Source organism: Streptomyces sp. NPDC054813, from assembly GCF_053611365.1.
The window spans coordinates 1-18,609 of the sequence record NZ_JBSHAF010000048.1 but is presented as its reverse complement, the minus strand read 5'-3'; the positions used below and the strand labels follow the sequence as shown (position 1 = coordinate 18,609).

Here is an 18,609-nt window from a genome sequence, read left to right as displayed (position 1 = left end):
TTGTGCGGGCGGGGGTTGGGTTTGCGGGGGGGGTGTATCTTCTCCCGCGGGGGGCCTTTCTTATTCCCCCCCCCCCCCCGGCGGTTCGGGGCCGGGGGCGCTCCTGTCAAGCCCCGAACTCCCGGGCCGTGACGGCGAGACCCATTACCGGGTTTATTCGATACAGCGGAAACCGCAGTACGGAAACAATTCTTTGGAAAGAGGAATGTCATGCGTATGCGTTCTTGGAGGGTCCGTCTCGGTCTCACGGTCTCGGCCGCCCTGGCCGCCGGCGTCGCGGCGGGCGCGCTGGCACCGGCCGCGACGGCGGCGCCGATGCCGCAGAGTCATACGGCCGTGGCGGCCGCCCGTCAGCTTCCCGCCGACAGCGCCCGGCCGGGCGGCGGCAGCCTGTTCGGCAGCGGCCGGTTCGGGCCCGTCAAGGCCGGCGACGGCAGTGTGCGGATCGGCGACCGGGTGTGTGCGGGCAACTGCAACGCAACCGTCAACGGGAGCAAGGGCAGCCAGGGCGGGATCTGCGCCGGACTGTGCAACGGCAGCGCAGGCGGCGGCACCGGCACGGCCGGCGCGCCGGGCCGCCAGGGCGGCACCGGCGGCGCGGGCGGGATCTGCGCCGGGATCTGCAGCGGCAGTGCCAACGGCGGCATGGGCGGCACGGGCGGAGCCGCGGTGGGCACCGGCGACGGCGGCCGCGGCGGCACGGGCGGCACGGGCGGTATCTGCCTGGGGCTCGGCTGCGGCACCGGCGGCACCGGCGGCGCAGGCGGCAAGGGCGGCACCGGCTGATGAACCTGCCCCGGCAGACTGATGGATCCGCCCTGGCAGACGGGAAAAGGGCGCAGCCGCCTTCGGGTCCGGCGCAGAAATCCACGCGCTTTCACCAATTCTCATACCCAAAGCGCATAGATCCTTTGGGGTGGCCCCTTTGAAGATGACGCTCGGCGAGCGCGGGCGGGCAGCCACGGCCGCGCTCCTGCCGATCACGGGGGAGTCCCAGGCAGACCTCGCCGCCGCGCTGGGCGTCAGCCAGACACAGATCAGCCGCCGCCGGTCCGGCAGCGCCGCATGGAGGCTGAACGACTGCGAAGCCCCCGCCGCACGCTAGGGATCGACGTCCTGGACCTGCTCGTCGGCCCTACCCGGGCCTGCGACGCCCTGCCCCCCCCGCACAGGCGGCGCACCCCGAGCCGACGGTCGTTGATAGTGGGGCGGTGAGCCTGCCGGGCGAGTCTTCGGGCCGGAGCCGGCACCACTCGACGAACAGGACGAGGGCACCGGAGCGGACGGCGAGTGGGGGAAGGCCGGACTCGGCGGTGAATCTCTCCCACGCCTTCCAGGCGGCGGCGCACCCGTGGCGGGTCTTCGCCGGACGGTCCTCACCGACGTGGACGTTCGCGTCGTGGTCGAGCCGGGCCTCGGTGACGTCGTCGAACCGGTCGGTGCTGGAGGCCGGCTGACGGGCCGTGGTACCCGGCGCGACCGGCAGGTCCGTGGCCGTCAGGGGCTGCGCCGAGGGCACGATGGTGCTGGCGTCCTCGGCGTTCACCGTGCGGGTCCCCTTTTCGCGGCCTGGTGTAAGCGCGAGTTTCCGCCGCCTGGTGAAAGCGCGAGCGATGAGCAGAGCGCTGCGTGCGGCGGTGGGCAGAGTTCCTGGCCGCCACCGGGGGTGACATGACGGTTTTCGGCACCGCCGACCGTCTCGCCGGCTCCGGCAGTGTCGCCCCGGGGCCCCGCGATTCCGGGAAGATCAGCGGCAACCTACGGCGCCCACAACGCTCGAACCGTCGCCTCCAACGCGTCTTCTACACCTCAGCGTTGTTCAGCATCCGTCGCTGCGATGAGTCGCGTCAGTTCTACGACCGCAAACGCGTCGAGGGCAAGCGCCGAACCCAAGCTGTCCTCCCCCTTGCCCGCCGCCGAGTCAACGTCCTCTGGGCCCTCCTACGCGAGGGACGGCGCTACCGGCTCACTCCGCCTAGCGGTGAACGACAGGGGCCCGTGGAAGGGGTGGCCCCCAGTCCGGCGGCAACAGGGCCCACGAACCATGTTCCACCCATTCCTTGAATCGAATGGGTGGGGCGTCACCGAAGTGGTCCAAGGAGAGCGGAACGATCCGGTCACAGGTAGCCCGCCCGTCCCACCACACCGTGCCGGCCAGCGGGCCGGTCAGCGCCAGCAGGGTGGAAAAGCCGCAGCCGTGCTCCTGCAGGAAGATGGCGCCGGCCGTCTTCATGTCCTCGAACCTGTCAGCCTCGTCGGCCCAGGCACGCCAAGCTGCCCGATACACGGCGTCACCCTCGAATGCCTCGGCCTGCGGCTCGCGCGCCATCAGCTCATCGTCGGCCTCGGTATAGGAGTCAGGGTGCGGAAAGGAAATGGGCAGCAGCGCACGCCGCTCCGCATCGTTCCCGGCCCACCACCAGCCGCGCCCAGTCCGCTCAAGACGCGAGAGCGCCCCTCCCGCGCTCACCTCGCGCAGATAGGCCCGGTACTCCTCGGGAAAGGACACGCCGAGTTCCCGTTCCGCCTCGACGATCTCTGCCTCGGTGAGGGGCGACTCCGTCATGGGGCGAGCCTAAGCCACCTTTAGTCTGGTTAACGGCTCCCTGAGATGAGCGAATCGTTGATCACGTGGGCGGCCGTCACCTTGGTGACGAGACGTCCTACCTGCCGCACGACGCGGCCTGCCGGACGGCGCGACGCCAGCCCGTACTACCCTGCGCAAGCCGCCTGACGCAGATGCTCACCCCGGCAGTTCCGCATCAGCGCGCCCCCCCCGGGCGCCGCACTGCCCTGTCCGGGGCTCCCCACCACGCGTCGGGTCACGGATGAAACCGCCACCGGCCTTCAGAAATGACATCCACCTTGCCGTCCCTGACGCGAACGGCCGTCTCGTCGTCGATGAAGTAGATCGGGAAGTCCGCCCGCGCAGCGATGCGATCAGCCCAGGCGTCGTCCCGCTCGGGGAAATCCGGCGAGTACAGGTGGGGCTTGAGATACCAGTCGAAGAGGCCGAACGGCGGCTCCACGGTCGTCGCGCCGAGCACCTGGAGGTCCGTGGTGTCCCCGATGACGTCGGCGGAGTGTCCGGTGAGATTACTGCTGAAGATCATCGATCCGGCGCTGACCCCCACGTAGACCCGGCTCTCCAGCGCCTCCAGGAAGTCGTCGGCCAGGCCGTTGCCGGTGATGCTGCGCGCGAGGTGGTAGTGGCTGCCGCCCTCGACGTAGATGACGTCGGCGTGGAGCAGCCGGTCGATCACCATCTGCCGGGGCAGGCCGTTCAGCTCCAGGACGTCGAACTCCCGCCAGCCGAGGCCGTGCAGCCGGTTCATGTCCGCGACGAACCACCCGTGGTCCCCGGGCTCGGCGACTGAGGCCGTGGGAACGTACACGACGTTCGCCGATCCGAACGGCTTTCCCAGCATGTCCCGCAGCGCGTCCCGCAGTGTCTCGTTGCGCAGGCCACTCGCCGTCAACAGAAAGTTCATCGGGCGAGCCAATCACGGGTGACGGGCGCGCGCAACGAACCCTGGATCCACCAATACCGGCCTTCGCCGTGGTCACGTGCGCCTTGTTCGGAGCGCATGATCAGACGAAGGCCGCCCCCGCGTCCGGCGAATCCCCTTGCGGGCGAATCCGGTCGAGACGCCATTCGAGACCTTGGCACCATGTACCGCATGACGACGAACCGAAAGGTCCATGCCGCGTAAACGGCCAGGACAGGGACCGCGTTCGCGAACCCGCCCGCCGTGCCGTGGGACCGTCCCGAATTCGAGTTTCGCAATCCTTCGGAATGACGCGGTGTGCCGGTTCGCGGGGCACCGGCTTCGCCTGCAAGGGGCAGCGGGTGATCGTGCCAGTCACCAACCGCGGAGACGCCATCGGGCTGCTGGAAATCCTCCTGCCGGCCACCCCCGACAAGGGCGTCCTGGAAGCGGACGGGCAAGCTGCCCACGTGCTGGCCTACGTCGTGATCGCCAATGGGCGCTTCACCGACCTGTACACCTGGGGTAAACCTTCCCGACCGCCCATCCTGGCAGTGGAGATCCAGTACCAGCGGCTGTCCGCGTCACTGTCGTGCGAGGCCGCACAGTTCACTCTGTGCGGGAGCCCGGAGCCCTCCGCACCCCTCCGCGGCGACACCTTCGACTGCGCCCTGGACCGCGACACCCTGCACATATCAGTGACCGATCCCATGGGCAACGACATCGACGGGGACCGCGAGGGCTGCCGCGGCTGCCCCGGGTGTCGAGTCTCGCCGGCCCGGCCCCAGTGCCGGATGGGTGCTCGGAACCGCGGCGCTCGCGTCTCAGCCGCTGCTCTCGGTGCGTTCACGCGTCTCGCTGATCTCGACGTGCCGCGGCTTTGCGACGTCGGCCTCGGGGAGGGTGATGCTGAGCACTCCGTCCTGCATGTCGGCCTTGATCTTGTGGGTGTCCAACTCTCCGGGCAGCCGCCAACGGTACTCGAAGGCTCCGACTCGGCGGGTACTGCGGCGCAGGACGCCCTTGCGTTCCAGCTCCTTGATCTCTCCGGTGACCACGAGTTCGGGACGGTTGGCCTCGACGTCGATGTCCTTGCTCTTCACACCGGGGAGTTCGATCTCTATCCGGAACGCGTCCTCGGACTCCGACACGTCCGCGAGAGGCGTCCACGCGGCCGCGGGTGTCGCGCCCACCGTCGACTCCAGCAGGCAGCTCATCTGGTTGAGCAGTTCGTCGAACTCGACCAGGGGACTGAGAGGGGTGGGTGCCCAGACGGGCTTTTCCTGCAGACCGCACCGCGGTGCGGTCTGCAGGAAAAGCCATCGCCATCGCTTCCTTCTTCCTTCTCGTGATCTCATCGCCCGCCATTCGTCATGCGAGCCATGCGGACTCCTTGTGCCGTATGCGAGGGGAGACGTCCGAGCCGCCCCCGGCAGCGGACGTGCCCGTGGTGCCGGGTGCGGCCGAGTGCCCCAGGTGCCGGTGCACGAAGTGGATGCTCATCGCGCCCTCACCGGCCGCCGAGGCCACCCGCTTCACCGAGCCGCTACGGACGTCCCCTACCGCGAAGACCCCGGGCAGGCTGGTCTCCAGGGTCATGCACGAGCGCCCGCGCTCGTGCCACACCTCGGGGTAGGCGCAGGCTTCCTGGGCCTCCGGGCCGGTGAGGACGAAACCGCGTGAGTCGAGGGCGATGACGCCGGCGAGCCACTCGGTGTGGGGGTCGGCGCCGGTGAAGACGAACAGGCCCCGTACCGTGAGTCGGCGGTGCCCACCCGTGCGGTTGTCGACCACGTCGAGTTCCTCCAGCACCTCCTGGCCGATGACCTCGGTGACCTCGGTGTGCAGCATGACCTCCACCCGCGGGTGGCGCTCGACCTGGTCGACCAGGTAGCGGGACATGCTGGCCTCAAGGCTGGGTCCTCGGACCAGCAGGTGCACCTTCGGCGCGAACCCGGCGAGGAACAGCACCGCCTGGCCCGCCGAGTTGCCGCCGCCGACGACGGCCACCGGGTCGGTGCGGCACTGCTGGGCCTCGTAGACGGACGCCGAGTAGTGGACGCTCGTTCCCTCCAGGCGTTCGATGCCGGGCACCTGGAGCCGGCGGTAGCGGGCACCCGTGGCCAGGACGACGGCGTGGGCGGCGATCTCGCTGCCGTCGGCGAACGCCACCACGTAGTGGTCCTCGTCCTTGGGATGGAGACCGGTCGCCTCCACCGGAATGCTGATCCTGGCGCCGAACTTGTCGGCCTGGAGCACGGCGCGTTCGGTGAGTTCGGCGCCTGAGATGCCGGCCGGGAAGCCGAGCAGGTTCTCGATGCGGGACGACGTGCCGGCCTGGCCGCCGGTGGCCATCGCCTCCACGACCGTGGTGCTCAGGCCCTCGGAGGCGGCGTACACCGCGGCAGCGAGGCCGGCGGGTCCGGAGCCGACGATGAGGACGTCGCCGTGACGGTTTCCGGCGGGCAGTGACGGCAGGCCGATGAGCCGGGCCAGTTCCGCGTTGCTGGGGTTGCGCAACAGCGTGGTGTCCCGCCAGATGACGAGCGGTGTCTCCTCCGGGCCGACGCCGAAGCGGCGCAGCAGCTCCTCGTCCAGACTGCGGGAGGCGGCCGGGACGGCGGACAGGAACTCGGCGGCGGCGTCGACGGACAGCGCCAGCACTTCCGCGATGTTCTTGCCGCGGTAGGTGACTTCCAGCGTTTCGGCGTTGTACCGGGCGCCCTGGCAGGTCGGGCACGGCGCGTAGGTGCCGGGCAGGAACAGCAGTTCCACCGCGACGAATCCTTCGCCCTGGCAGGTCTCGCACCGCCCTTCGGGCACGTTGAAGGAGAACCGTCCGGCCGAGTAGCCGCGCGCCCTGGCCTGGTCCGTCGCCGCGTACAGCTTGCGCACGGCGTCGAACATCCCCGTGTACGTGGCCAGGTTGGACCGGGGAGTTCGGCCGATGGGCCGTTGGTCGACCCGGACCAGCCGGTCGAACGACTCGACCCCCGACGCGTCCTGGACGTCGACCTCCAGCTGCGCCTCGTCGGGCTCCTCGGGTGCGAGTCCGAGGTGGCCGCGGACGACCTCGGCGAGCACCTGCGTCACCAGCGTCGACTTTCCGGAACCGGACACGCCCGTCACCGCCGTCAGTACGCAGAGCGGTACGTCGACGGACACGTCGTACAGATTGTGGCGGGAGACGCCGCTCAGGTGCAGCCAGCCGTGCGGTGTGCGCGGGCGGTGATCGAGCGGCTGGGCGCGCCCGAACAGGTACTGGCTCGTGGCCGATTCCCCGACCCGCTCGAGACCGGCGACCGGGCCGCTGTACAGCACGCGTCCGCCGCCCTCGCCCGCGCCGGGGCCGATGTCGACCACCCAGTCCGCCCGCCGTACGACGTCCATGTCGTGCTCCACGACGAACAGCGAGTTGCCCGCCGCCTTGAGGCGGTCCAGCACGTCCAGCAGCGGTTCCGCGTCAGCCGGGTGCAGGCCCGCGGAGGGTTCGTCGAGGACGTAGACGACGCCGAACAGCCCCGAGCGCAGCTGGGTGGCGATCCGCAGGCGCTGCGCCTCGCCGGGGGACAGGGTCGTCGAGCGGCGCCCGAGGCTGAGATAGCCGAGGCCCAGGTCGAGCAGTACGTCGACCCGTGCGACCAGATCGCCGCAGATCCGGACCGCGACCTCGGTCGTCTCCCCGGATCGGGCGGTCGGCGTGGTGGCGTCGGCCTCGGACCGCCCCGCGACGGGCCGCAGCAGCGCCACGACCTCGGTGAGCGGCATCGCGTTGATCTCGGCGATGGAACGTCCGGCGAAGGTCACGGCGAGCGCCTCGGGCCGCAGTCCGCTGCCGTGACACTCGGGGCAGGGCACACTCCTGACGAACCGGAGCGCCCGTTCGCGCATCTTCTCGCTCTTGGAGTCGGCGAGGACGTGCATGACGTGCTTGCGGGCGCTCCAGAACTTGCCCTGGTAGCCGTAGTCGATGCGGTCCTCCTCCGGCTCGATGTACACGGAGGGCTGATCGTCCGTGTACAGCAGCCAGTCCCGGTCCTTCTTCCTGAGCCTGCGCCACGGTCGGTCGATGTCGATCCCCAGGCCGCTCACGACACTGCGCAGGTTGGCGCCCTGCCAGGCGCCCGGCCAGGCGGCGATCGCCCCCTCGCGAATGCTCAGCGAGGGGTCCGGGACGAGCAGGTCATCGGCGACGTCGTGCACGACGCCCAGTCCGTGGCACTCCGGGCAGGCGCCGGCCGCGGTGTTGGGTGAGAACGACTCGGCCTCCAGCCGTGCGGCCCCGGGCGGATAGGTGCCGGCGCGGGAGTACAGCATGCGCAGCAGATTGGACAGCGTGGTGATGGTGCCGACCGTCGAGCGCGAGCTGGGCGACCCGCGTCGCTGTTGCAGGGCGACGGCCGGTGGCAGTCCGGTGATTTCCTGCACGTGCGGTGCGCCGACCTGTTGCAACAGCCTTCGGGCGTACGGAGCTACGGACTCGAAGTAGCGCCGCTGGGCCTCCGCGTAGAGCGTGCCGAACGCGAGCGAGGACTTGCCCGAACCGGAGACGCCGGTGAAGGCGACCATCGCGTCCCGCGGAACGTCGACATCGATGTTCCGCAGGTTGTTCTCACTGGCGCCCCGGACATGCACGAAGGGATCGGTCGCGTCCTTGTCCACCGTTCCTGATTACCTGATCGCGCCGGGAACCGCGCGACAGGCGCCGTCACCGGGCCCCGCTCACACGAGCATCCGGAGAATCCCGGTATGAGCCGCCTCCAGGGAACATTCGAGGGTGCTTCACCGTTGATACATATGTGGGCGTGAAGGGAACTGTGTCCCCGGGCCTCACCCTTTGCCCATGAGGACGATCGTTCGGCTGAAGCCTTATGGAGCCCCCGCCGCGAGGCGACCGTCCTTCGCGCCCACTCTCGATCGGCCCCGGCTGGGGATCCCCCGAACCAGTCGGGGCCTTCGCCTGCCCCCTGCCGGCGCCCTTCGGCGAACGCGTTGGTTCGCCTCCCGGTGCCGCACTCGCCCCGGCGGCTCAGCCCCAGTTCGCGAGCATGCGCCCCATAGCGGCCGTGACCGGGGGCTCGACCCGGTAGTAGACCCGCGTGCCGCGCCGCTCGGAGGTGAGCAGCCCAACACCGCGTCGCGGAGCGACCCCACGTAGAGGTGACCGGCAAGATGTCGCTGCTGACGAGGCCGAACGCCGCGGTGTCGAACCCGCCCGTACCGCCTGCACCTGCTGGCAGGGGCCAGCGTGTCACGCGGCGTCGGCGATACCTCGGGGGCATCCTGTGGGCACGGGCGATCGCGCGGGCAGCCGACGAGAAGGAGTCATGCGGGTGTCGTCTCAGGGCGTTACGGTCGTGACTCTCCTGGCGGATCCCGACGCGCCCACGGAGATCGCGCAGCGCATGGCCCGGATACTTCCTGCTCGGCTCGCCGACAAGTCTGGCCAGGGGCGACGGTTCGACGTCGAGGTGGTCAGTGAGCCCTTCACCGCGGGGACCGAGGACCCGCCCACCCTGATGCGCCGGATCATGGACCGCGGAAGAGCGGAGAGTTGGGACATCGTCGTGGCCCTCACCGACCTTCCGCTGCACTCACACGGGCACAAGCTCGTTGTGGATCTGAGTCACGAACACGGTTTGGCGCTGCTGTCTCTTCCTCCGCTGGGGGGCTTGCGATTGCAGACGAGAGCCCGGCGCGCCGTGGAAGAAGCCGTGCTCAGCTTGGCGGGCCCGCGGGCCACCGGGGCTGAAGGACCTCCGCAGAGTCAGCCGCTGCTGGGGCCCTTCGTCAGTCGTCTCGCGCCTATTCACCCGGGCCAGGTCGGTGAGGACGAGACCGCTGATCTTCGGTACGTCGTCAGCGGGCCGCGCGGTTACCTGAGGGTGCTCGTCGGTATGGTCCGTGCCAACCGGCCGTGGCGGTTGGTGCCGGGCTTGTCTAAAGCCCTGGCGGCCGCACTCGCCACGGGAGCGGTCGCCACCGTGAACTCCACCATCTGGAACCTGGCCGAGTCCCTGAGCACGCCACGCCTCGTGATCGCCACGGTCGGGTCCGTCGCGCTCATGATCGGCTGGCTGATCGTGGACGCGCAGCTGTGGCATCGATCAGCAGAGGTCTCGCGGGAGGCGAGGCAGAGGGCGAGGCTCTACAACGCCTCGACGGTCATGACGGTGGGTATCGGGGTGCTCGTCTGCTACGTGGGTTTGATCGTCATCAACTTGGTGTGGGCCCTGTTCATCCTCAACGGCCAAGTGTTCGCCTCCACGACACGAACCCCGCTTCACGCCGCGGAATACTGGACGTTGTCCTGGTTCGTCGCTTCGGTCGCCACGGTGGGCGGCGCGCTGGGAACGGGCTTGGAGAGCGACGAGGCGATCCGGGCAGCCGCCTACTCCAAACGGGAACAGGAACGCCGTCACATGCTCCAGGACGACGACGGTGACCAGCTGGCGACCTGAGTCGGTGATCGGTGATCGGTGATCGGTGGTTGGTGGTCGTCCGCGTATGAAGATTCCGCTGATCGATCGGTGCGTGGCTGTTTCGCGTCGGGGGCCGACGGGGACTCGGACGGCACGCCGCCTGAGCGCCGAAGCTCTGCCGGGCAGGCCCACGGCGGCACCGCCGTTCCACCTGAACCGGGTGAACGGCCCACGGAGGCATGCCGGAGCCGTGGACCCCGTCGCACCAACTCCCGGGTGTCAGGCTCGGTACGCCGTCGCCATCGCACCCGTGCTGCGGTCATGCCGCGGCACCGAAGGAAGCGATCATGAAAGCAGCGGTATATGAAGGCCCGCGAACGGTGACCGTGAAGGACGTACCGGACGCGAAGATCGAACACCCCTGCGACATCATCGTCAAGATCACCACTACCAACATCTGCGGTTCGGACCTGCACATGTACGAGGGCCGCACCTCGTTCGAGTCCGGCCGCACCCTGGGACACGAGAACATGGGCCAGGTCGTGGAGGTCGGCTCGGCCGTCCGCAAGGTCCAGGTCGGCGAGTATGTGGTTCTGCCCTTCAACATCGCCTGCGGCTTCTGCAAGCAGTGCGAGCGGGGTCTGACCAACTACTGCCTGACCATGCAGCCGGAACCGGCCCTCGCCGGAGCCGCCTACGGATTCGCCGACATGGGCCCCTACCAGGGCGGCCAGGCGGAACTTCTGCGCGTGCCCTACGGCGACTTCAACGCGTTGCGTCTGGGTGAGGACGCCGCCGAGCGGCAGACCGACTACGTGATGCTCTCCGACATCTTCCCCACCGGCTATCACGCCACCGAGATGGCCCACGTCAAACCGGGTGACCAGACGATCGTCTTCGGGGCCGGCCCCGTCGGGCTGATGGCGGCCTACTCCGCCCTCCTGAAGGGCGCCGGGCGCGTCTGGGTGGCCGACCACCAGCCCGACCGGCTGCGCAAGGCGGAGGAGATCGGGGCCATCCCGATCAACCCCGCCGAGCAGAAGCCGGCGGAGGTCGTCAAGGAGGCCACCCTCGGTCTGGGCGCCGACAACGGCTGTGAGTGCGTCGGCTACCAGGCGCACGACCCCGAGGGACACGAGGACGCCAGCCTCACGCTCAACGGCCTGATCGAGTCGGTCAGGTTCACGGGCGACATCGGCGTGGTGGGCGTGTTCCTGCCCCAGGACCCCGGCGGCGCGGAGGCCCAGGGGGAGCTGGAGGCGCAGGGCAAGGTCCCGATCGACTTCGGCATGATGTGGTTCAAGGGCCAGCACATGGGCACCGGGCAGGCGCCGGTGAAGAGGTACAACCGGGCGCTGCGGGATCTGATCGCCGGCGAGAAGGCGAAGCCGAGCTTCGTCGTCTCCCACGAACTCAGCCTGGACGAGGCCCCCACCGCCTATGAGCACTTCGACGCCCGTGACGAGGGCTGGACCAAGGTGGTCCTGCATCCGAACGGACACGGGAACGGCCACAAGCGGTAGTCGACCCCGGGCCGCGTCCCGCAGTGTCCGCAGTGGCTGAACCCCGTCCAGCGGCTGCGGCCGCCGGCCGGTGCGCGGGGCGTGTGGGAGCTTCCTTGCCCGACGGCTGCCGCACCTCGACCAGGCCGACGCGACCCGGCAGGGTGTTCCGGCTAGGCTCACACCCGTGACGTGGCTGCGGACCTTCGGGGAGGTCGTGCGATCCGGGCTCACGATCGAGGAGACGCGGCTGGAGCCCCTGCTGGCGCTGCGCACGGCCGCTGGGGTGGCGATCGTCGTCGGGCCGGCGCTGTGGCTGGTCTCCCCTGCGTATGCCGCGTCCGCCGCCCTCGGTGCGTACTCCGCGGGTGGGGCCACCTTCCAGCGCACCTGGCGTCCACGCAAGGTGATCGCGCTCGGCGCGGGCGCGGGTCTGGCGCTCAGCACCTTCGTGGGCTACCTGGCCGCGGGGCGACTCGTGACGTTCCTCCCGCTGCTGGCCGTATGGGCCTTTGCCGCGGGGATGGCGTGGGCCGTCGGGTCCACCGCTGGGATCGTCGCAGCGACGACGGTCGGCAGCATGCTGGTGACCATCACCCTGCCCACGAGCGTCGGGCGAGCCCTGGAGCACGCCGGGGTCATCGCACTCGGGGGCGTGACGCAGGCCGTGCTGATCCTGCTGTTCCCGATCCGGCGTTGGGGAGCGCATCGTGACGCGCTCGCCGACGCCCTGGCCGCCGTGGCGGACTACGCCCGCCGGTTGCGGCACGACCCGACCGCCCCGTTCGACCCGGAGCCGTTGATGACGGCCCGGGACGCGGCCGCCGTGACACCGTCACAGGCCCGCACCCGTCCCTCCGTCCTCCACGGCCCCCGGGGACTCGCCGAGCGCATCCGGCCGGTCGTCGCCGCGCTCGCCGACCCGGACGTCGGCGCCCCGGCGGAGGGACCCGGGCGGGACCGCGCTCGGGAGTTGCTCGACGCGGCCGCCGACGTCCTGGACGCGGCCGCCCGTTCGATCCGCCGCGGCACTCCCGCCGAGGTGCCGCCCGGGAGCACGGACGTCCTGCGTGTCGACGAGGAGCACGAGGTACTGGAGGGCCCCGCGCGGCAGGCCGCCGAGCGGCTCGTGGAACTGCTCGGCGAGGCGTTGGAGATCGCCGGGAGCGGCGGCGCGCGCGGGAGGACGCCCACGCCGCCCGGCCCCGCGGGCGCCCAGCTCCTGGTGCGCCCGACAATGTTCCGGCTGGTCCCTGTCGTCGTCCGGGCGGTCCGCCGTGAGCTCCGCCGGGACTCGCCGGTGTTCCGGCACGCCGTCCGCCTGGCGGCGGTGGCCACGCTCGGCTATCTGATCGCCGCCCGGCTACCCCTGGGCCACGGCTACTGGGCGCCCATCGCCTCGGTGATGGTGATGCGGCCGGACTTCCACCGGACGTACGCGCGTGCGGTGGCCCGTCTCGCCGGGACCCTGGCGGGGGTCGCGCTCGCCACCGGGATGGTGCGGGCCCTGGGCCCGGACGCCCATGCGTTCGGCGCCCTGGCGGTGGTCTCGGCGGGCCTGTCGTACACGCTGAACCGTACCGGCTACGCCTACTCCCAGTGCTTCACCGCCGCGTACGTCGTCTTCCTGCTCGGCATGGGCGGCCAGGCATGGGAGCAGACGGTCCCGGAGCGGGTGGTGCTCACCCTGCTCGGCGGGGCCCTGGCCATGCTGGCGTACGTGGTGTTCCCCGCATGGGAGACACCCCGACTGCCGGGCCGGCTTGCGGACTGGCTCGCCGCCAACGGCCGCTACGCGGCCGCGGTGCTCCGCAGCTATGCCGAACCGACCCGGGAGCATCGCGCCGACATGCGCAGGGCACTGCTGGCGAGCAGGGAGGCACGGGCCGCCTGGCAGGAGGCATACGACCGGGCGAGGCAGGAACCGGTCCGCCCCAGGGGTCTGACGTCGCGCGAGGCGGAGGAGGCGCAGGAAGCGCTCAAGGGGTTCGGCCGGGCGGCGATGCTCATGGAGAGCCACGTCCCGCGGGCCGACAGCCGTTTCGTCTCCGAGGCGGAGCGGTTCGCCGAGGCCCTGGAGGCGGACACTTCGCGGGCGGCAGTCGACGTGCGAGAGCACAGGAATCCGGACTGGGGGAGCGTGGAGGAGGCGCTCCACGCGTGGGAGGACGCCACCGCCGGGGACCGGAGCCAGGTCGTGCGGCGCGAGGCGGAACTGCAGAAGCGGGCCTTGGAAGACCTCGCGACGGCCGTGAGCCGCACCCCCCTGGAACGGGACGTCGGCTCTGCTCGCGAGGAGCAGCGGGTGCGGGCGGCCTTGGCGGCGGAAGGTGACGGATCAGGACCCGCGCACCGGCGTGGGTGACGGCTCCGGCGACGGGGAGCGCCGTGCCTCCTGGAGCGGGATGTAGTCTCCCGGCCGCGTCGAGCGCCGCCACACGTACGCCGCTGTCGCCATCACGAGGATCAGCCCCGCCAGGATGAGCAGTTCGCTGCCCTCGACGTTCCACCGGACGGACTTCTCCGCCCGGCCGTCACGTGAGCACCTCGCGGATGCCGGCAATCAGGCCGACGACGAGGAACGGCTAGAGCGGTCACAGCGGGGTGCGCAGCGAGGTACGGCCGTTGCGCCAAGCGGTGAGGAGGTGGCTGCCGAGCCGCTTCTCGGTCCATTCGGTGGCGTCGACGCCGAAGGCGACGTCGCCGTCGAGAGCCGGCTCCGTCTCAAGGAGACCGCCGACGACGTCCCGTCGGACGATCTGCTCGTGGACCGCGTCGGCCTCCACGTGCTCGGCGTAGAAGTGGACCGCTGAAGGGCCCGCACCGACCCGTCGCAGCCCGTGGGCGAGGCGCCGTGAGCCGGGCGACGAGGTGGTCTCCACGGCTGCGAAGTGACCCACCAGCGCCCCGCGCAGCGCACGGTGGAGTCCGAACAGGGACATGAGGTTGACGCTGGCCAGCATCTCCGCACCGGCCGAGTCGACGTAACGTCCGTACGTGGTGTCCAGATCGAGGTCGGCCATCAGGTCGGCGAACAGCCGGGCGTGGATGCGCTCGGCCCGCCCGGCGCCGAACTCGTCGTACTCCACCGCGACCATCGCGGCCTTCGCGCGTCCCGTCAGTCTCGGGATGACCCAGGCGTGCGGATCGGCTTCCTTGAGGTGGTAGAGGGAGCGTTGGGCCGCGTACTCGCGGAACTGCCACAACTCTCCGCGATTCTTGAGGAAGTGGGAGGGCCCGTCGGCGTCGACAGGCTCCACTAGGAGGTCCGCGAGGGCTTCTTCCGCCTTTCTGGGCGGGCCGGCGTCGGCGCGGAGTGCGGACAGGAAGCGGTGTTCCATCTCCGCCCGCAGCCGCAGCAGGCCGGGCTCCCACTCCCACCCGGGGTCGACGCCGGGAAAGCCCCGGTAGTGGAGTTCGTAGCAGAGGTAGAGCGCGAGTTGCAGATCGTCCCCGTACGGGTCCGCGTGCACCGCTGTCACCCGCTGCGACAGCGGCGTCCCGGCGGGACAGGTCAGCGACTGCCATACGGTGCGGGAGAGTTCGCCCCTGCTCCGCGGCGGCGCGGGGCCGGCGGCGCGGTCGTGGACGGCCGGTGCGGTGCTGGTCATGCGATCCGCCTCTTCTGCCGGGCGCGGTGGCTGGTGTCGCACCAGGGATAGGCCCGGCTGCGCCGGCAGACGCAGAGCGCGACGGTGAAACGGTCCGAACGCACCGTGCGCCCGTCGTCGAGGATGACCTCGACCGGTCCTTCGACAAGGATGGGTCCATCGCTCGTCAACGTGACGCGGTGCGATTGTTCAGTGGATTCGTTCGGCACGGATGATCACCAGCTCTTCCTTCTCCTCGCCGGCGTCGACGAGCCCCCGCTCGTGCAACCACGACCGGCGCGAGCGGAGCACCGGACCGAACGGCACCAGACGCCGGTCGGTCACCCGGGCTTCGAGTCCCGACCGCTCCAACGCGGCCAGGGTGGGTGCGATGCCGCACAGCGCGGAGTGCACGAGCAGCAGCACCCCGCCGGGAACCAGTGACGTGTGCGCGCGGCGGCATATCCGGTCCAGCAGGAGGCGTCCGTCGACACCCGCGTCCCACGCCACCGCGGCGCGATGGCGTGGGACGGACCCGGGCGCCGGGACGTAGGGCGGATTGCTCACGACCAGGTCGAACCGGCGGCCGGTGACCGGGCCGAAGAGGTCACCGTGGAGGACTTCGACGGGCAGCCGGGCGAGCCGGGCGTTGAAGCGGGCGGCGAGGACCGCCCGGTAGGTCCTGTCGACGGCGGTGACACGGGCGCCCCGCCGGGCCGCGGCCAGCGCGAGGGCACCGGCACCGGTCCCCATGTCCAGGACAGCTGCTCCCGCGGACACGGGCTCCCGGTCCAGGGCCTGGGTCAACAACTCGGTGTCGTGCTGGGGGGTGTACACCCGCCACGGGGCCGGCACCGAACCGTCCTCGCTGTCGTTCCGGGTCGTCATGTCGATCACACGTACACCTCGCAGCCCGCGCCCCGAGCGTGTCACCGAACTCGCCCGTCGGGTGGCTCAATGCGAGGGGGCGCCTCACGGGCGGACCTCGCAGGGCACACCCGACCAATGCGTCACTGCTCCGGGTGCCCGACGAAATGGACCTCACACGGCATAGCGGACACTTCTGCAAACACCCCGACACCGCAACCGCACCCCGACAGGGTGCGGAGTGACCCGAAGTATGCGATCTCTTGGAGCGGGAGCCGAGTACCGTGACCGACCTTGATCCCATCACCGACCTGCTCGACTGTCCGATGAACGTCGTGACCGCGGAGGCCGATGGGGAAAGAGCCGGCTGCCTCGTCGGATTCGCCTCGCAGTGCTCGATTCGGCCCGCCCGGTTCATGGTCTCGCCGGCCTCCTGCTCGCACCGGAGGCGGCCCGCGTAACCGGGCGGCACCGAACGGGATCAGCCGGCGGCACCTGCCGACGTACGGGGCACTGACGCGGCTGCGGTTCCCCGGTCAGTTCGACCACTCCGCCGCGACCAGGACCAGTGGGTCCGGACTTTCGACGGCGGGAGTGGCGACCACGCCGACGAGTTCAAGTTCACCGACGTCCCCTGACACTTCGGACGGGCAGGTCTCTGGTCCTCCACGCGGCCCCGGCCTGGTAGGTCGGTCGCGTGGAGAGCCTGAGCGGCGGCGGCCATAGGCGATGTGAGTGGTCTCCGTTCCAGATCGTCGCTCATCGCCTGAACTTGCACCCCCGGGCACGCGAGAGCCCCGAGACTCGTCGCAGAGTCCCGGGGCCGTGGTGCTCGGAGCGGGCGTCGGATCAGACCTGCGGGCCGCCGAACGGGGCGCCACCCGGGCCGTAGTAGGTGCCCAGTTCGTCGCGGTAACCCGGGTCGCCGAGGTGCTTCTCCCGGTCGAACTCCGGTGCGTCCTTGATCTGTTGCTTGGCGAGGCCGACGAAGACCTTCTTCTCGTTCGGGTCGATGCTCACGACCGTGCTCGCCGGGAGCATGACCTCCTTGCCGAAGATCCACACACCGGTGTCGACCACCAGGTAGGCGTCACCGACCTCGTCGGAGTGCTTGTCGACCTTGCCGATACTGCCGTCCGTGGCCTCGACCTTGTATCCGGTGAGGTCGGCGTCGGCCAGACGACCCGCGGTCGACTTGTAACTCCATACATTCTCAGTCACGCGAAAACAACTCCTCCGGTAAACGGAGGACGGCAGGGGTTCCCGCCGATCCTCCTTTTCCGTACGTCGAACACAGCGGTTTCTTCGACCGCCTTGGTTGCGAGTGCCCCGCATCCAGGGTTGCACGCCCCGTATTCAAGCCGGATTTCATGACTCTCTCCGGCCCTTTGCGCGGGAAAAACTTTCGCTGGTCAACTACCAGCGATACCAGCGGCCACTCCCACCCTTCGGACGTGCGACGAAGCCGACGAGCCACACGACAAGCACGACGATCGCGACCCACCATAGAATTTTCAGCGCGAAACCCGCACCGAAGAGAATCAGGGCCAGCAGAAGAACGAGAAGCAAGGGAATCATTATTGTCAACCTCCGAACCGCCGTGTGCCCACCAGTTCTCCGTCCACGCCTGCGAGCACGCAACAGGATTTTTTTGAGGCGTCCGATCGGGCGTGGCTGGTGTCACGATTCGGCGGTCCGTGGTGCGTGAGTACGGGCGCTGCACGCGGGCCTGCTCAGGCTTCATCCGGACGGCGGTTCACCGCGCGCCCGCGGGCGGTGCGGGACTCCGCGGCGACGGGCTCGTCCACGCCGAGCGTGACGGCGGCGGAGGCCAGGGCGCGCGGCGGCACGTGGAAGTGCTGGAGCCTCCCGGAGAGGGGCGAAAGCCGCGGCGGGACCCGGCAGGCCGTAGCGGGCGAACCGAGGCCCCAGGGCTCCGCTCCCTGCCCAATGACATAGAGGCCGCCGCGGACAGCGGCGGGAAATTCGCCGCCGCACAGTTGGCTGTGCCGGGCAACCGCCGCACTTTCGGGTGGGTACGGTCGCCATGGCGACCGGCTCTCGTGGTGCGTCGTGTCCCTCCGGGGTACTCGGCCAGTCCGGCAGACAGGGCCGGCAGGTTGACACCCGCATCAACACAACGGACGGAGTGATGACGATGGCGAGCACCACGGAGACCGGAGGCATCACCGGAACTGCCGACAAGGACTACAACCTTCTCTGGTACGTCGAGAGCTGCATGGACAACGCTCTGCGGCTGGACACTTACCTCAAGGACGCCGAGCGGGCGAAGGACGCACAACTTGTCGAGTTGTTCACCAAGGCACAGGCTGACAGCCGCAGGGGCGCGGACCTGGGCAAGGCACTGCTGCGCAGCCGCTTGAGCGGCTGATTCCCGGCCGCGGCGGGGATCCCTCCGGGCCTATTCGGCGCAACCCGCCGACGGTCCGATAACAAAGGCCCCCGAAGTCGAGGCTCCGGGGGAAGCCCGGGCCTGGCTTCTCATCCCCATAGGGCAGGTCACGGCCGGCGGGATCCGCTCTACGTACGACGCCGAAGCCACCTATGGCGGTGGATCTCCTGTCGGGCCCGACGGGTTTCGTTCCGTGCGCGTTGCGACGGAGACGACCAAGGGCCGGCGACGCAATTTGCGCGCAGGTGAGAAAGGGAGTGCGAGCCATGAAAGCAGTGACCTGGCAAGGGCGGCGGGACGTCCGGGTGGAGGATGTACCCGACCCAC

Annotated in this window: 16 protein-coding genes and 3 pseudogenes; 8 read left to right on the top strand and 11 right to left on the bottom strand. The window is 70.0% G+C overall.

Annotated elements, in window-relative coordinates; all coding sequences use genetic code 11:
* The first annotated feature begins 210 nt into the window (after positions 1–210).
* Positions 211–786 (top strand): hypothetical protein, encoded by a 576-nt coding sequence (locus ACWGJB_RS48255; protein WP_453386384.1) that lies wholly within the window; start codon positions 211–213, stop codon positions 784–786.
* 139 nt (positions 787–925) lie between these two features.
* A complete protein-coding gene (locus tag ACWGJB_RS48250) occupies positions 926–1,105 on the top strand; it encodes a hypothetical protein (RefSeq protein WP_453386383.1) in 180 nt (59 codons plus the stop codon).
* 30 nt (positions 1,106–1,135) lie between these two features.
* Here the strand turns inward: ACWGJB_RS48250 and ACWGJB_RS48245 are convergent, their stop codons facing one another.
* Complete coding sequence (locus ACWGJB_RS48245; protein WP_453386382.1) at positions 1,136–1,546, bottom strand: hypothetical protein; 411 nt, start codon at positions 1,544–1,546, stop codon at positions 1,136–1,138.
* Between the two features lie 95 nt (positions 1,547–1,641).
* Between ACWGJB_RS48245 and ACWGJB_RS48240 the strand changes: the two are divergent.
* A pseudogene (locus ACWGJB_RS48240) lies at positions 1,642–1,965 on the top strand (transposase); the annotation flags it as partial.
* Between the two features lie 10 nt (positions 1,966–1,975).
* Here the strand turns inward: ACWGJB_RS48240 and ACWGJB_RS48235 are convergent.
* Positions 1,976–2,566, bottom strand: coding sequence for an SMI1/KNR4 family protein (locus tag ACWGJB_RS48235; protein ID WP_453386381.1), 591 nt, complete (start codon positions 2,564–2,566; stop codon positions 1,976–1,978).
* A 256-nt stretch (positions 2,567–2,822) separates the two neighbouring features.
* On the bottom strand, positions 2,823–3,491 hold the full coding sequence (locus ACWGJB_RS48230) for a Type 1 glutamine amidotransferase-like domain-containing protein (RefSeq protein ID WP_453386380.1): 669 nt from the start codon (positions 3,489–3,491) through the stop codon (positions 2,823–2,825).
* Between the two features lie 228 nt (positions 3,492–3,719).
* Between ACWGJB_RS48230 and ACWGJB_RS48225 the strand changes: the two are divergent.
* Positions 3,720–3,800, top strand: a pseudogene (locus ACWGJB_RS48225) (GNAT family N-acetyltransferase); the annotation flags it as partial.
* Between the two features lie 512 nt (positions 3,801–4,312).
* On the opposite strand, the gene ACWGJB_RS48220 reads toward ACWGJB_RS48225, so the two are convergent.
* From ACWGJB_RS48220 to ACWGJB_RS48210, 3 genes and pseudogenes are all read right to left on the bottom strand, one after another.
* Positions 4,313–4,705: an Hsp20/alpha crystallin family protein gene (locus tag ACWGJB_RS48220; protein WP_453386379.1), complete on the bottom strand. Its 393-nt coding sequence runs from the start codon at positions 4,703–4,705 to the stop codon at positions 4,313–4,315.
* Between the two features lie 154 nt (positions 4,706–4,859).
* Positions 4,860–8,150: an FAD-dependent oxidoreductase gene (locus tag ACWGJB_RS48215; protein WP_453386378.1), complete on the bottom strand. Its 3,291-nt coding sequence runs from the start codon at positions 8,148–8,150 to the stop codon at positions 4,860–4,862.
* 367 nt (positions 8,151–8,517) lie between these two features.
* Positions 8,518–8,616 (bottom strand): annotated as a pseudogene (locus ACWGJB_RS48210) (transcriptional regulator); the annotation flags it as partial.
* Between the two features lie 199 nt (positions 8,617–8,815).
* On the opposite strand from ACWGJB_RS48210, the gene ACWGJB_RS48205 reads away from it, so the two are divergent.
* The 3 genes from ACWGJB_RS48205 to ACWGJB_RS48195 all read left to right on the top strand — a co-directional run bounded on the left by ACWGJB_RS48205 (position 8,816) and on the right by ACWGJB_RS48195 (position 13,777).
* Positions 8,816–9,949, top strand: coding sequence for a hypothetical protein (locus ACWGJB_RS48205; protein WP_453386377.1), 1,134 nt, complete (start codon positions 8,816–8,818; stop codon positions 9,947–9,949).
* A gap of 308 nt (positions 9,950–10,257) precedes the next feature.
* Positions 10,258–11,433, top strand: coding sequence for a glutathione-independent formaldehyde dehydrogenase (locus ACWGJB_RS48200; protein WP_453386376.1), 1,176 nt, complete (start codon positions 10,258–10,260; stop codon positions 11,431–11,433).
* A 166-nt stretch (positions 11,434–11,599) separates the two neighbouring features.
* Complete coding sequence (locus ACWGJB_RS48195) at positions 11,600–13,777, top strand: FUSC family protein (RefSeq protein WP_453386375.1); 2,178 nt, start codon at positions 11,600–11,602, stop codon at positions 13,775–13,777.
* Positions 13,778–14,006: 229 nt separating this feature from the next.
* On the opposite strand, the gene ACWGJB_RS48190 is transcribed toward ACWGJB_RS48195, so the two are convergent.
* The 5 genes from ACWGJB_RS48190 to ACWGJB_RS48170 all read right to left on the bottom strand — a co-directional run bounded on the left by ACWGJB_RS48190 (position 14,007) and on the right by ACWGJB_RS48170 (position 17,447).
* Positions 14,007–15,023 (bottom strand): iron-containing redox enzyme family protein, encoded by a 1,017-nt coding sequence (locus tag ACWGJB_RS48190; RefSeq protein ID WP_453386374.1) that lies wholly within the window; start codon positions 15,021–15,023, stop codon positions 14,007–14,009.
* The gene (locus tag ACWGJB_RS48185) at positions 15,020–15,232 is read right to left on the bottom strand and encodes a CDGSH iron-sulfur domain-containing protein (RefSeq protein ID WP_453386373.1); all 213 of its coding nucleotides are present in this window, start codon (positions 15,230–15,232) and stop codon (positions 15,020–15,022) included. Before ACWGJB_RS48185 ends, ACWGJB_RS48190 begins: the two co-directional genes overlap by 4 nt.
* On the bottom strand, positions 15,213–15,890 hold the full coding sequence (locus ACWGJB_RS48180) for a HemK2/MTQ2 family protein methyltransferase (protein ID WP_453386397.1): 678 nt from the start codon (positions 15,888–15,890) through the stop codon (positions 15,213–15,215). The genes ACWGJB_RS48185 and ACWGJB_RS48180 overlap by 20 nt, the downstream gene beginning before the upstream one ends.
* 828 nt (positions 15,891–16,718) lie before the next feature.
* Positions 16,719–17,090 carry a PRC-barrel domain containing protein gene (locus ACWGJB_RS48175; RefSeq protein WP_329371069.1) on the bottom strand — a complete coding sequence of 124 codons (372 nt, stop codon included), beginning with the start codon at positions 17,088–17,090 and terminating at the stop codon, positions 16,719–16,721.
* Between the two features lie 195 nt (positions 17,091–17,285).
* Positions 17,286–17,447 carry a hydrophobic protein gene (locus ACWGJB_RS48170; RefSeq protein ID WP_381964626.1) on the bottom strand — a complete coding sequence of 54 codons (162 nt, stop codon included), beginning with the start codon at positions 17,445–17,447 and terminating at the stop codon, positions 17,286–17,288.
* 580 nt (positions 17,448–18,027) lie between these two features.
* On the opposite strand from ACWGJB_RS48170, the gene ACWGJB_RS48165 reads away from it, so the two are divergent.
* Positions 18,028–18,261, top strand: coding sequence for a hypothetical protein (locus tag ACWGJB_RS48165; RefSeq protein WP_453386372.1), 234 nt, complete (start codon positions 18,028–18,030; stop codon positions 18,259–18,261).
* The last annotated feature ends 348 nt before the right edge of the window (positions 18,262–18,609 follow it).

What these genes read in the sequence shown, in the direction of transcription:
- ACWGJB_RS48220 (WP_453386379.1), bottom strand. Translation starts at nt 4,705, where the DNA reads ATGAGCTGCCTGCTGGAGTCGACGGTGGGCGCGACACCCGCGGCCGCG.
- ACWGJB_RS48255 (WP_453386384.1), top strand. Translation starts at nt 211, where the DNA reads ATGCGTATGCGTTCTTGGAGGGTCCGTCTCGGTCTCACGGTCTCGGCC.
- ACWGJB_RS48170 (WP_381964626.1), bottom strand. Translation starts at nt 17,447, where the DNA reads ATGATTCCCTTGCTTCTCGTTCTTCTGCTGGCCCTGATTCTCTTCGGT.
- ACWGJB_RS48200 (WP_453386376.1), top strand. Translation starts at nt 10,258, where the DNA reads ATGAAAGCAGCGGTATATGAAGGCCCGCGAACGGTGACCGTGAAGGAC.
- ACWGJB_RS48235 (WP_453386381.1), bottom strand. Translation starts at nt 2,566, where the DNA reads ATGACGGAGTCGCCCCTCACCGAGGCAGAGATCGTCGAGGCGGAACGG.
- ACWGJB_RS48190 (WP_453386374.1), bottom strand. Translation starts at nt 15,023, where the DNA reads ATGACCAGCACCGCACCGGCCGTCCACGACCGCGCCGCCGGCCCCGCG.
- ACWGJB_RS48180 (WP_453386397.1), bottom strand. Translation starts at nt 15,890, where the DNA reads ATGACGACCCGGAACGACAGCGAGGACGGTTCGGTGCCGGCCCCGTGG.
- ACWGJB_RS48205 (WP_453386377.1), top strand. Translation starts at nt 8,816, where the DNA reads ATGCGGGTGTCGTCTCAGGGCGTTACGGTCGTGACTCTCCTGGCGGAT.
- ACWGJB_RS48165 (WP_453386372.1), top strand. Translation starts at nt 18,028, where the DNA reads ATGGCGAGCACCACGGAGACCGGAGGCATCACCGGAACTGCCGACAAG.
- ACWGJB_RS48230 (WP_453386380.1), bottom strand. Translation starts at nt 3,491, where the DNA reads ATGAACTTTCTGTTGACGGCGAGTGGCCTGCGCAACGAGACACTGCGG.